This is a genomic window from Sorangium sp. So ce327 (assembly GCF_051530205.1).
GTDB lineage: Bacteria > Myxococcota_A > Polyangia > Polyangiales > Polyangiaceae > Sorangium > Sorangium cellulosum_B.
Map to the genome: position 1 here is coordinate 5,354,104 of NZ_CP150330.1, position 12,260 is coordinate 5,366,363.

A 12,260-nucleotide genomic window follows, 5' to 3' on the forward strand; every position below is an offset into this window, starting at 1 on the left:
CTACCGGCGCGCCGGCTATGCCTGCTGCCGGATCGCGCCCACCGCGTGCTCGAGCGCGCTCTTCAGCGTGCTGAACACCGGGATCCCGTCGAGGCTGCCGCCGGACTCCAGGATGCGCCCGACCATCGCCGTCGGGACGCCGGAGACGATGCACCGGCTGCCGAGCAGCCTCGTCGCCGCGAAGATCCGCAGCAGGTGATCGATGGTCGAGGCGTCCGTCGCCTGCGCGCCGGTGAGGTCCACGATCATGAAGCGGGCGCCGTGCCGGACGACCGCGTCGAGCACCTCTTCCATCATGCGGGCCGCCCTCGCGCTGTCGATCGTGCCGATCACGGGCAGCGTGAGCACGCCGTCCCACACCTGGATGATCGGCGTCGACATCTCGAGCATCGCCTCGTGCGCCGCGCGGACCCGGTCGAGCTGCAGGCGCAGCTCGATCTGGACCCGCTCGAGCTCGTCGTTCTGCTCGCGCAGCTGCGCGCTCGCGGCGGCGAGGTCGAGCGAGTTCTTGAGCGTCGTGTACGTGGCCCCGACGTACAGCGCGTACGTGGTCGCGCTCGCCAGCGCCTTCCGGTCGATCTGGCGCTGGTCTTCCAGGGCGAAGAGCATCGTGCCGATGGTCTTCTTGTAGACCTGGATCGGCACATGGAAGACCACGTCGGGGTCGTCCGCGAGGAGCCACGCGCGCGCGCGATCCGACTCGCGCGCCTCGTCCCACGGCCCCCTGAACCAGGCGGGGCGCTGCGCCTCCAGCGCCGCGACCATCCAGGCGTCCACGACGACGCCGCCGCCCTCGGGCGCCCCGTACAGGAAGGTGCCGCGCTCGTACCTGGCCGCGATCCTGGCGCCGCCGCCGTCGTTGGCGAGCACGACGCAGAGCCGCTGGGACGGGACGATCCAGCGCGCGCTCGCGCAGACCTCTTCCCACAGCGACCGCAGGTCCGGCTGGTTGGCGAGCTTGAGGAGGATCTCGTTCAGGACGCCGAGGACGATCCATCCGCCGCCGCCGGTTTCGAGGGGCTGGCCAGGCTCTGGCGTCAGCATCAGCGATCGGCGTCGAGCGGGCGGCCCGCGGCGTAGGTCCGTGGTTCGATGGCGCGCGCGGAGGCCGCTGTCATGACGCTCTCCCCGGGTCGCTCCCGCGCCGTCGTCGACGCGAGCAACGGGCTCGGGACCAGATCGAATCTCGGCACGGTGAACACTCCTCGCGCTCAGCGCGCAGCCGCATCCTACCGCGCAATCCGCCCGCGGTGGAGGGCCTCTTGCCCGAGGCGGCGAGCTGGGCTCGCACCCCGCGCGCGGTCGCTGCATGCTACCGCTAGGGCATGAAGATCAAGGCACGTGACGGCAAGGTCTACGAGGTCGCGCCCGCTCCGCCCGGCGGCAGCCACGAGGTGCGGCTCGACGGCAAGGTGGTCGGTTCGTTCGTGCTCCTTCCCGACGAGACGCAGGTCACCGTGAAGAGCAAGCCCGCCACGGACGCGCTCCTCGTCGACATCGCCGATCGGTTCGTCGCCGAAGGCGGCGCCCCCATGGGGATCAGCTGATCCTTCGCCCTCCCGGCCCGCCGGGCTCCGCGGCCGAACCGCCGGGCCTGCTCGCCACGCCCCGGCCCCGCGCGAGCGCACAGACCCGCCGCAGGACCCCAGGACGTTGAATGCCGCCGCGCCAGCGTGATATGCACGGGCCGGTTTCTCGGGTCCAGACGCGCTGTCGAACAGGAGTCCACATGGCCGACCAACATGGTGAGCGCTGTCCCAAGGCGCCGCGAGGCGATCACAAGTACGAGGACGTCATCCTCGCGGCGGACAACGGCAAGCTCTACTACCTGCGCCGGGAGGACTACATCCGGCCCGAGAACGAGCTGACCGCGGAGAACTGCGGGCACTGTTACGACCGGGCGATGGAGCTCCTCAAGCAGGGCGTCGCGCTGGGCTGGATCCGGCCCCGGCCGGGCAACCAGGCCTGCTACCTGGTCAACCTGGCGAGCCTGCGCCGCGTGACGCCGTTCGAGCCAGCGACGTGGAAACAGGAGGGGCCGGACCCCATGCAGGACCTCCTGGCGGCCTCCGAGTGGGCCGACCAGGCGGCCACCCACGCCACGGCGGCCGCCCTGGCGCGCGAGCTTGGCGAGCCGGGCGAAGCCCTGATCGCGGCCAAGCAGACGCTCCATGCCGCGGAGCAGAGCGTCAAGGACGCGCAGGCGGCCATCGAGCACCTCGTCTCGGGCGACAAGGGCAAGTGAGCGCGGCAGCGGGCCCCTCGTCGGAGCGGGCCGCGGCCCGCGCCGCCAAGGGGTTCCGGGAGGGCACGCACCGGCTCGTCCCGCCCGCCGAGACCATCGCGCGCGTCGCGCCGCACCTGTCCGCGTTCGGCATCACCCGGGTGGCCGACGTCACCGGCCTCGATGTCATCGGCCTGCCCGTCGTCATGGTCTGCCGGCCCAACGCAGCCTCGCTCGCGGTCTCCCAGGGCAAGGGGCTCACGCTCGACGCGGCGCGGGCCTCGGGCCTCATGGAGTCGATCGAGTCCTACCACGCCGAGCACGTCGACCTGCCGCTCCGGCTCGCGAGCCACCGGGATCTCGCGCGCGCCGCTGCCGTCGTCGACGTCTCCGCGCTGCCGCGCCTCTCGGTCGGCGCCGCCCGCGAGCACCACCGGGTGCTCTGGATCGAGGGGCGCGATCTCCTCCGCGACGAGGCCGTGTGGGTCCCTTATGAAATGGTGCACACGAACTACACCCTGCCGCTGCCGGCGGGCAGCGGCTCGTTCGTGATGAGCTCGAACGGCCTCGCCTCGGGCAATCACCTGCTCGAGGCCGTGAGCCACGGCATCTGCGAGGTCGTCGAGCGCGACGCGACCACGCTCTTCCGCGCCGGCGGCGAGGCCGAGATCCCTGGCTCCCGGCTCGATCTCGCCACGGTCGACGACCCCGGGTGCCGCCACGTCCTCGACCTCTATGAGGCCGCCGGCGTCGCCGTGGGCGTCTGGGAGACCACGAGCGACGTCGGCCTCCCCGCGTTCCTCTGCCTGATCGTCGATCGCGCGCCCGATCCGTTCCGCCGCCTCTATGCGACCGAGGGGATGGGCTGTCACCCGAGCCGGAGCGTCGCGCTGCTCCGGGCGCTCACCGAGGCCGCGCAGAGCCGGCTCACGTTCATCGCCGGCTCCCGCGACGACGGCGACCGCAATCGCTTCGAACGGGCACGCCACGCAGACGCCATCCAGCGCGCCCGCGAGCAGATCGCCGACGTCCGCGGCCCGCTCCGCGGCTTCCACGACGTCCCGTCGATCGAGGGCGAGACCTTCGACGACGACATCGCCGCGGAGCTCGCGTGCCTCCGGCGCGCGGGCGTCGAGCGCGTCGTCGTCGTCGATGTGAGCAAGCCCGGGCTCGGCATCTCCGTCGTCCGGGTGATCATCCCGGGCCTGGAGTCGATCGACGACGTCCCCGGCTTCGTCCCGGGGCCCCGGGCCCGGGCGCGCGCGGCCGCACGCGCGGCGGCCGCGGCGAGGAGCGGGGCCACCGCGTGAGCGTCATCGTCTTCACGGGCCCCACGCTCTCGGCCGCGGACGGCGCAGCGCTGCTCGACGGCGCCGTGTTCCTGCCGCCGGTCGCGCAGGGCGACGTGTACCGGGCCACGCTCGAGAAGCCGTGGGCCATCGGGATCGTCGATGGCTACTTCGAGCGCCTGCCCTCGGTCTGGCACAAGGAGATCCTCTGGGCCATGGCGCACGGCGTCCACGTCTTCGGCAGCGCCAGCATGGGCGCGCTGCGGGCCGCCGAGCTCCACCCGTTCGGCATGACCGGCGTCGGCGCCGTGTTCGAGGCGTTCCAGAGCGGCGCGCTGACCGACGACGACGAGGTCGCGATCGCCCACGCCGCCGCCGAGGACGGCTTCCGGCCGCTCTCCGACGCGATGGTGAACATCCGCGCCACGCTCGCCGCCGCGGTCGGGGCGTCGATCCTCCGGGAGGAGACCGCCGCGGGGCTCATCTCGCTGGCCAAGCGTACGTTCTACGCGCAGCGGAGCTTCGCGCGGCTGCTCGCGGAGGGCGCCGCGGTCGGCGCGAGCCCCGAGGAGCTCGACGCCCTCCGGCGCTTCTTGCCGGACGGGCGCGTGGATCAGAAGCGGCGCGACGCCGTCGCGATGCTGGAGGCCATCGCGGCGCTGCGCGCGCGCGACCCCGGCCCGCTGAGGGTGACGTTCCACTTCGCCTATACCGACGTCTGGGACCAGGCGTGCCGGCGCGCCGGCCGTGGCAGCGTGGCCGCCACGCAGGGCGCCCGCGCCGGGGACGCGCCGGGCCCGCGCCCGGGCGCCGAGCCGGCCGCAGCGCGATCGCGGCGCGCGCAGGGCGGGCTGCAGCCGGAGCTGCTCCTCGACGAGCTCCGGCTGGAAGGGCCGCTCTCCTATACGAACGCCGTCCAGGGGGCCCTCGCGCGGGCGCTCGCCCTGAGCGAGGCGCGGCGCCACGGGGTCGAGGTCCCCGTCGAGCTCTTCGAGGAGATCCTCGCGCAGGTCCGGCGGGAGCGGGGGCTGCTCACGCCGGAGAGCACGCTCGCCTGGCTCACGGAGCAGGCGCTCGACGTCGAGGGCCTCACGCTGCTCGTCCAGCGGGAGGCGCGCCTCCGGTGGGCGCAGGCCGTGTTCGGGATCGAGGTGGAGCGGCTCCTGGTCGACCACCTGCGCATGACGGGCCGCTACGGCGAGCTCGCCGCGCGGGCCCTTCACAAGCAGGAGGTCCTCTCCGCGGCGGGCGTCGAGGCGCCCGCGCTCGAGGACCTCGGCCTGACGCGGCAAGCGCTGCTGGAGTGGTATTTCACCGATATCGCCCGCCGCCCGCTCCCGGCCTACCTCGACGGTTACGCGGCCGCGCTGGGGCTCGACGATCAGGACGAGCTGCTCCTCGTCCTCGCCCGCGAGTACGAGCACCGGCGGCGCGGCGAAAGGCCGACGGCCGACGGCTGACCGCTCACGCGCGCGGGCGCCCGAGCGACCGCGCGGCGTACGCGCGGAGCGGCGTCAGCGCGATGGGCAGCGCCGACAGGACCGGGCCCATGTCGATGACCTTGCCCTCCACGCAGTGGAGCATCAGCGCGTCGAACGACTGCGCCAGCGAGTCCACGCCGCGCTTCGGGTCCCGCGCCGCGGCGCGGCGCTCCCGCAGGTCGGCCTCGCCGACGCGCTCGACGGAGAAGGCGCGGCCGGTCAGCTCCTCGAACACCGCGATCACCTGGTTGTGGCTGAGCGCCTCCGGGCCACCCAGCTCGAGGGAGCGGCCCAGCGCCCGCGGGTTGTCGATGCAGGCGATCGCCGCGTCGGCCACGTCGCCGAGCGCGATCCAGCTGATCGGGCCGTCTCCGCTGCCGTAGATGCGCGCCTTGGCCGCCTCCACGTCGAACCCGAGCGCCGGGCTCAGCCAGATCTCCATGAAGTAGGTGGGCTGCAGGATCGTGAAGGGCAGGCCGCTCGCCCGGAGCTCCCGTTCCACCGCGCGCTTCGCGTCCTGCAGGGGGAACTCGTCGGCGATCTCCGGGAACGAGATGTAGATGAAGTGCTCGACGGACGCCGCCTTCGCCGCGGCGACCAGCGCGAGCGAGCCGTCCCGGTCCACGCTCTCGATCGAGTCGCCTTCTTGCCGCGACAGCGTCGAGCTGGCCGTCTCGATCACGACCCTGACCCCCTGGCACGCCCGATCGAGCGACGTGCGGTCCTTCAGATCGCCGCGCACGAGCTCGACCCCCATCTCCCGAAGCCGGGCCACCTTCGCCGGGTCCGATCCCTCCCGGTAGAGACCTCGCACCGGGCGCCCGGCCTCGCGGAGACGCCTGCAGACTTCTGCACCCAGAACCCCTGTTGCCCCGACGATCAGGATCATCGCTCCTCCTCTCGCTCGCAGGCCCGCAGCATAGGCCGAACGGAGGGGCAGCGGGCGCGCTCGCTGCGTCAGAGGTAACCGTGCTCCCGGGCGGAGGCGACGAGCGCCTCGAGGACAGCCCGGCTCAGCTCGGGCGGCCCGCCGCCGCGGGCCACGGCGACGACCCGATCGAGCCGCTCATCGAGCGCGCCCGGGAAGCGGTGCTGCTTCACGTCGTGGAGCGCCTCGGCCTGCTCCACGGCCGCGGCGAGGCGATCGCGCTCGAGGTGCACCGCGAGGAGCACGAGGCGCGCTGTCCACTCGAACGGGAACGGCGTCGCCAGCTCCGTCCAGGAGTGCAGGGCGGCCCCGGCGCGGCGCACGATCTCCTCCTCCGGCTCGCCCTCGGACCACGCGCACCAGGCCAGGTGGGCCTCGGCGGCCCCCATGTAGTCGCGCATGTGCCCCAGAGCGGCGACCTCCAGGCTCCGCAGCGCCATGGACCGCACCTCCGCGCGCTGGCGGCGCAGCCGGCGGATCATCGTCCTGTAGGTGAGCGCGCGCGACTGCACGATCACGTTGCCCATCCGCTCTGCGGCGCTCAGCGAGCTCACGAGGTACGCCTCGGCGGTGTCGAGCGCGCCGTGCCAAAGGTTGACGAAGCCGCCCGAGAAGTGCGCGGACGCGATGAGCTGCGGATCGCCCGTGGCCTCGCTGGCCGCGATGTACGAGCGGACGTGCCGCACCGCGAGCTCCGAGGCCTGGTACCGCTCGCTGCGGATCTGCATCAGCATGAGGCCGTAGAAGAACTGCGCCTGCCGGACGGGCCCCGCGTACCGCTCGACCATCGGCTGGATCGCCTCCACCTGCGCCCTCAGCGCGTCGAGCTGGCCCATGAAGTAGTAGACCTCGAGCCGGTCGATCTTCGCCTGCATCCACTCGTGCCACCACGCCTCGGAGCGGCTCGCGGTGGGCTCGTCGGGGCCGAGGCTCGCGTCGGCCTCGGCGTAGGCGGCGAGCGCCTGCCCGTGCTGGAGGTGCGTCGCCCAGGTCTTGCCGCGCTTGCGGTGCAGCCGGGCTCGGTCCACCCGCGCGGCCTGGTCGAGCCGCGAGAGCGCCTCGACGTAGGCCCGCCGCGCGTCGTCCTGCTTGCCCGTGATGGCGAGCACGTCGCCGATCCGCTCCTCGAGGGTCGCGCGCCGCGCGTCGTCGTCCACGGCCGGCGCTCCCGGCGCCTCCGCGCGCCGGCTTACCTCGGCGATCGCCGCGCGGTAGAGCGCGATCGCGTCGCTGTTCGCGTAGACGGAGCGCGCGCGATCGCCGGCCTCTGTCAGGTGGGCGATGGCCTTGTCGTGCACCCCGGCCCTCGAGAAGTGGTGCGCGAGCACCGGGGCACGGTCGGCGGCGCCCTCGGAGAGGGTCGCCTCGATCCGCTCGGCGGCGCGCCGGTGCAGCTCGCGCAGGCGCCCCTCCGGGATCTGCTTGTAGGCAATCTCCCGGATCTTGTCGTGAACGAAGCGGAGCCGCCCCTCGCCGGCCTCCTCGAAGATCTGGCGCACGCGGAGCTCCCGGAGCGCCTCCATCCACGCCTCCTCGCCGATGCCGGCCGTGCCGAGGAGCAGCGCGCCGTCGAGCTCGCGGCCGAGCACCGCGGCGAGCTGCACGAGCTCCGCGCTGGCGGGGTGCAAGGCGAGCAGGCGCCGCCGGATCAGGCTCTCCAGCGAGCGCGGCATCGGCATCGCCATCGCCTGCTCGAGCGCCTCCGTCTGCCACGCGCCCGTCGCGTCGCGGGCGAGGAGCCCCGCGTCGATCGCCATGTGCAGGTACTCGGCGATGAAGAACGGATTGCCGTCCGAGTGCCGGAACAAGAGCTCGTCGAAGTGCCTGGGCGACTCGGGCAGCGCGAGCATCTCGCGGGCCATGGCGCCGGCGCTCGCCTGGGAGAGCCGGCCGAGCTCCACGCTGACGACCTCCGGGGCGCGCGCGATCGCGTCGAGCTCGGGGCGCGGCTCGTCCATCCTGTAGGCGCCGAGGACGAGCACGCCCGCGGCCTTCAGGGAGCCGGCGGACAGCTCGGCCAGGAGGTCGAGCGACAGCTCGTCGGCCCACTGCAGATCGTCGAGCAGGAGGAGGAGCGGCGCGGCCTCGGCCATGGCGAAAAGGACCTCGCGCATGCACCGGAAGAGCCGCGCGCGCGCGGCCTGCGCGGGCAGGGGCGGCAGCGGCGGGCGCTGCTTGGCGTAGGGGAGGTCGGCGAGGGACGCCTCGTAGGGCTCGAGCGCCGTGCCGCGCTCGCCGAAGATGCGCTCGGTCTCCGCCGTCCCGAGGGCGCGGCAGCGATCGGCGGCCTCGATCAGGCACGACCGGAACAGGTGCAGCGGCGCGGCCTTGACGGCGCCGTCGTCGGCGCCGATCGCCACGCAGCGCCCGGTCATCACGGCGGCGCCGCGCGCCTTGGCGTCGCGCGCGACCTCCATGATGAGGCGCGTCTTGCCGGCGCCGCTCTCGCCGCCCACGAGCACCTTGCCTCCGCGCCGGCGGTCGACGAGCGCGTCGACCTCCCGCCCCAGGCGGCGCAGCGTCGCGTCGCGCCCGGTCAGCTGGGGCCGGTACAGGTACGGCGATGGCCGGGGCAGCGGCGCTGGATCGTGCGGGTCGGCGCCGAGCGCCTCGAGCGCGCGCGCCACGTCTTCCGCGTAGCCGAGGCGGTCGCGTGGCTCCTTCGCGAGCAGCCGGAGGACGAGCGCGTCGAGCTCCGGCGGGACGTGGGGCGCGAGGCTGGAGGGAGGCTGCGGCGCGGCCTTGAGGTGGTACCGGCCGAGCTCCGAGTCGGGGATCCCAGGGAACGGCGTGGTGCCGGTGAGGCACTGGTAGAGGATGCAGCCGAGCGCGTAGAGATCGGAGCGCGCGTCGGTCAGCTTGCCCAAGATCTGCTCGGGCGCCATGTACGCGAGCGTCCCCATGACCTCCCGGTCGACCGCGAGCTCCTCGCGGCCCTCTGCGCCGCCGAAGCTCCCGGCGATGCCGAGATCCACGAGGACGGGCAGGTCGCCGTCGCGCAGGAAGACGTTGGCCGGCTTGAGATCGCGGTGCACGAGCCCCTGACCGTGGAGGTACGCGAGGGGCGCGCAGAGCCGGCGGAGCAGCGTGAGCATGGGGCGGATCGCGTCGCGCGGCGCCAGCGAGCGCGGGGCGGCGCTCGCGGGTTGCGAAGCGGGCGCGCTCACCGGCGCCGTCTCGGCGGATCGCACCTCGTGCCAGATCTCCTGGATGCAGGTCTGGAGGGTACGGCCTTCGAGGAGCTCCATGGCGTACCAGGGCAGTCCCTCCGAGACGCCCTGGTCCACGATCCGCACGATGCCGGGGTGGCTGAGGCGGCCCAGCGCGTAGATCTCGCGCCGGATGCTCGCGATGGTGAGCTCGCTCGCGCTGAAGATGGTCTTGATCGCCGCCGTCTGGCCCGTCTCTGCGTGCTTGCCGCGGTAGACGACGCCCATCCCTCCTTGCCCGAGCTTCCCGAGCAGCCGGTAAGGGCCAAACTGCGTGCTCGGCGCGGCCCTGGAGCTCGGCGGGGCGTGGCCTGCGAAGCGGGTCGCTTCGTCCGCCGAAGCGGGCGAGCGCGTCTCGGCGGCGACCGCGATGCGCACGCGGCGGACGGTGCTCTGATCGCTCGCGGCGCCGGTGGTACCCTGACGGTGCTCCTCCCCGGGCGCACCGGCGTGGCCTGTCGCGGGCGCGGTGTCCTGCAGCCTGGGCGGCGGCGGCGTACGGCTCGCCGTCTCCTCGTCCCCGCCGAGCGACGGTGGCTGCTGCTTTGGGTCGACCATGGGATCAGGTCCGATGAGACACGTCGGACATGTCGTGGATCCGCCTCGGGTGCCGTCTGGCGCGATGGTACACGAGGGCCGTCCAGTGTCGCTAGAGCGACAAACGGGTTGAAGCCACGAGAAAAAGCAGGAATTTCACAGGGAGGCGGGGAGGCGGGGAGTGAGAGACGGCAAGAGGGAGAAGTTCATTTTCTTTTCTTGTAGAGTAGCCCCCCGGACCGACGGGTCCGGGGGGCCCTCGCCAGATCCGGACAAGGAGATTTCCACCATCCGGCTCTTCCGCCGAGAGGGCTCAGGGGGACGCCCAGAGCTGGACGCGGATCCTCGGCCTGGGCAGCGGGAAATCCCGCAGCAGGGCCTTGAATCGCTCCCAGTTCAGGTACGCACGCTGGCTCCGCCGGCATAGCCACTTGTGCCATGCCCGTTCGGCCTCACGGATCAAGAGCGCGAGGCTCCGGATGTTTCCGTTTACGCCGAAGTAGTTGCAGTGCCCGACGATGCGTCGTGTGAGCGCGGCGTGCTGCTCCTTGACCGGCAAGTGCCGATGGCGTCGGCAAAAGTCGACGACGGCCGTGATGGCCCGTCGGAGGCGCGCCTTGCGTGTCTTCATGCTCGGCATCCATCGACCCGATCGGCTTCGCCGCCAGTAGTGCGTGAAGCCGAGGAAATCGAAGGTCGCCGGCCCCTCGCTCCCAGGTCCCCCGTTGTCCGGGCGGCCGAAGGGCAACAGGCGGGTCTTGTCCGGATGCAGCTTCAGTCCGTACCGCTCGAAACGCCGCGGCAGCACCTCCATCACCCGCTTGGCGTCGTCCTCCCTGTCGAAGCCGATGACGAAATCGTCGGCGTAACGGATCAGGGTGGCCTTGCCCGCGAGCCGCGGTTGGACCTCGCGCTCGATCCACAGGTCGAGCACGTGGTGAAGGTAGACGTTGCCCAGCATCGGCGACAGGACCGAGCCCTGCACCGTCCCGTCCTCCGGCGCCGAAAACTCCGCGCCGTCGAGGACCCCCACATGCAGACACTTGCCGATCAGCCGCAGCAGCGACTTGTCGGCTACCCGGGCCTGGAGCATCTCCATCAGCTTCGTGCGGTCGATGCTGTCGAAGAAGGACTCGATGTCGGCCTCCAGGATCCATTCCACCCCGCCGAGCAGCATCCGGTTCAGAGCTCGCAGCGCGTCGTGCGCGCTGCGACCGGGCCGAAACCCGTACGAGACGTCTCGAAAGACCGGCTCGTAGACGACCTCCAGCACCTCCCGCACCGCGGCCTGGACGATCTTGTCCTCGGTGCACGAGATGCCGATCGGTCGTGTCTTGCCCCGTTCCTTCGGGATGTGCACCCGCCGGATGGGCTGGTGCCGGTAGCGCATCGACTTCATCCGCGCGTGCAGATCGCCGACGTTGCGCTCCAGGTCCTGCCCGTACTGCTCCTTCGTGATGCCATCCACGCCCACCGCAGCGTCCTTACGAAGGCTGCGGTACGCACGCTGCAGCGCTTCTTCGTCGATGAGGTGCGCCAGCGCGAGGAGGACCCCTTCCGGGTCTCGCTCCGCTCTCTCCCTTACCTTCAACAGTCCCGGTGACATGGTGTTCGCCGTCGTGGCAGCGCTCATGGTTCCCTCCTGAAGTTCCTCTCGACACGGGTCCCCTTTGCTTGACGGGCTCCGGTGCCCTCCGTTCGCCCGCGTCCTCGCTCGTATGGGACCCTCCGACTCCCTCGTCTCCTTCGGCTTCGGCTCCGGTTCCCCTTGCTGTGGGCCTACCGCGAGGCGGATGCGCATTTTCCTTGCGGAGCCCGCTGGGGCTCGGCTGCGAGACACGGGCATCCGCGGCGTGTCTCGCCCCGGGGACGGATCACCGGCTCCCCGTCGTACCGGCGTTTCTCGTGGAGAGACGAGGGCCTCCCAGGTGCCTGGGCCGTCCTCTTGCTGCGCGCCGCAGCCAGATACCCCGCCGGGTGCGTCCCCCTCCCGCCCTTGCGAGGTAGGACGCTGTTGCCTTCAGGCGGAAGAACACCCTGGGCACCCGGACGTTGGAGGATTTCGTGGCTGACACGCTGCGGCTCGCTCGCTCGCCTGCCTACGCATCGCCGAGCCCCTCACGGGACCCGTCGCAAGGCTGGCTTCCGGCTGGTCGGGCGTGACCTTGGCCGGGCGGGATTCGCACCCGCTGGACAGCAAACCCGATTTCAGAAGCTACCGCTCACTCCTTTCCTTCGGGACCAGCCTTGCCTGGTCGCACCCTCCCCGTCTCCCTGTGAAAATTCTCCGGGTTTCAACGTGATCGTTGTTCTAGGGGTCATTTTCTTTCGAGCAGGTAGCGCCCCCACCTCGCCTCACAGCGAGAGACTGCCCTGGGATCGACGCCTTGACGCGCAAGGACGGATGCTGTTCGGAGGCTCGCAGTCCAACGTCTCCACACGGCATGGCCGGCGAGCCCGCGGAGCCGATTCCGAGCGCCGATGACGTCTGGGAGCTCTGCTGCGGCCCGGTTCTGCTCGCGCAGGTCCCCCTCAAGAACAACGCGCTGAAGCTGGCCAGGGCGCGGTGACGTGCGCGGGCCCACGCCGGAT

10 protein-coding genes are annotated in these 12,260 nt (G+C 72.0%); 5 read left to right on the plus strand and 5 right to left on the minus strand.

What is annotated here, in order from left to right; all coding sequences use genetic code 11:
- Window positions 1-15: 15 nt before the first annotated feature.
- Both WME95_RS20060 and WME95_RS20065 read right to left on the minus strand, forming a co-directional pair.
- On the minus strand, window positions 16-1,044 hold the full coding sequence (locus WME95_RS20060) for an STAS domain-containing protein (protein WP_437909963.1): 1,029 nt from the start codon (window positions 1,042-1,044) through the stop codon (window positions 16-18).
- The gene (locus WME95_RS20065; RefSeq protein WP_437553814.1) at window positions 1,044-1,193 is read right to left on the minus strand and encodes a hypothetical protein; all 150 of its coding nucleotides are present in this window, start codon (window positions 1,191-1,193) and stop codon (window positions 1,044-1,046) included. The genes WME95_RS20060 and WME95_RS20065 overlap by 1 nt, the downstream gene beginning before the upstream one ends.
- Before the next feature lie 132 nt (window positions 1,194-1,325).
- Between WME95_RS20065 and WME95_RS20070 the strand changes: the two genes are divergently transcribed.
- The 4 genes from WME95_RS20070 to WME95_RS20085 all read left to right on the plus strand — a co-directional run bounded on the left by WME95_RS20070 (window position 1,326) and on the right by WME95_RS20085 (window position 4,973).
- Complete coding sequence (locus tag WME95_RS20070; RefSeq protein WP_012236178.1) at window positions 1,326-1,547, plus strand: hypothetical protein; 222 nt, start codon at window positions 1,326-1,328, stop codon at window positions 1,545-1,547.
- 182 nt (window positions 1,548-1,729) lie between these two features.
- Complete coding sequence (locus tag WME95_RS20075; protein ID WP_437909964.1) at window positions 1,730-2,245, plus strand: hypothetical protein; 516 nt, start codon at window positions 1,730-1,732, stop codon at window positions 2,243-2,245.
- On the plus strand, window positions 2,242-3,534 hold the full coding sequence (locus tag WME95_RS20080; RefSeq protein ID WP_437909966.1) for a YcaO-like family protein: 1,293 nt from the start codon (window positions 2,242-2,244) through the stop codon (window positions 3,532-3,534). The genes WME95_RS20075 and WME95_RS20080 overlap by 4 nt, the downstream gene beginning before the upstream one ends.
- Window positions 3,531-4,973, plus strand: a complete 1,443-nt coding sequence (locus WME95_RS20085; RefSeq protein WP_437909967.1) for a TfuA-like protein — start codon at window positions 3,531-3,533, stop codon at window positions 4,971-4,973. Before WME95_RS20080 ends, WME95_RS20085 begins: the two co-directional genes overlap by 4 nt.
- Before the next feature lie 4 nt (window positions 4,974-4,977).
- Here the strand turns inward: WME95_RS20085 and WME95_RS20090 are convergent, their stop codons facing one another.
- From WME95_RS20090 to ltrA, 3 genes are all read right to left on the minus strand, one after another.
- Window positions 4,978-5,883 (minus strand): SDR family oxidoreductase, encoded by a 906-nt coding sequence (locus WME95_RS20090; protein ID WP_437909968.1) that lies wholly within the window; start codon window positions 5,881-5,883, stop codon window positions 4,978-4,980.
- Window positions 5,884-5,951: 68 nt separating this feature from the next.
- The gene (locus WME95_RS20095) at window positions 5,952-9,689 is read right to left on the minus strand and encodes a serine/threonine-protein kinase (RefSeq protein ID WP_437909969.1); all 3,738 of its coding nucleotides are present in this window, start codon (window positions 9,687-9,689) and stop codon (window positions 5,952-5,954) included.
- 292 nt (window positions 9,690-9,981) lie between these two features.
- Window positions 9,982-11,301, minus strand: a complete 1,320-nt coding sequence (gene ltrA, locus WME95_RS20100) for a group II intron reverse transcriptase/maturase (RefSeq protein ID WP_437909970.1) — start codon at window positions 11,299-11,301, stop codon at window positions 9,982-9,984.
- A gap of 811 nt (window positions 11,302-12,112) precedes the next feature.
- Between ltrA and WME95_RS20105 the strand changes: the two genes are divergently transcribed.
- On the plus strand, window positions 12,113-12,238 hold the full coding sequence (locus WME95_RS20105; RefSeq protein WP_437909972.1) for a hypothetical protein: 126 nt from the start codon (window positions 12,113-12,115) through the stop codon (window positions 12,236-12,238).
- The last annotated feature ends 22 nt before the right edge of the window (window positions 12,239-12,260 follow it).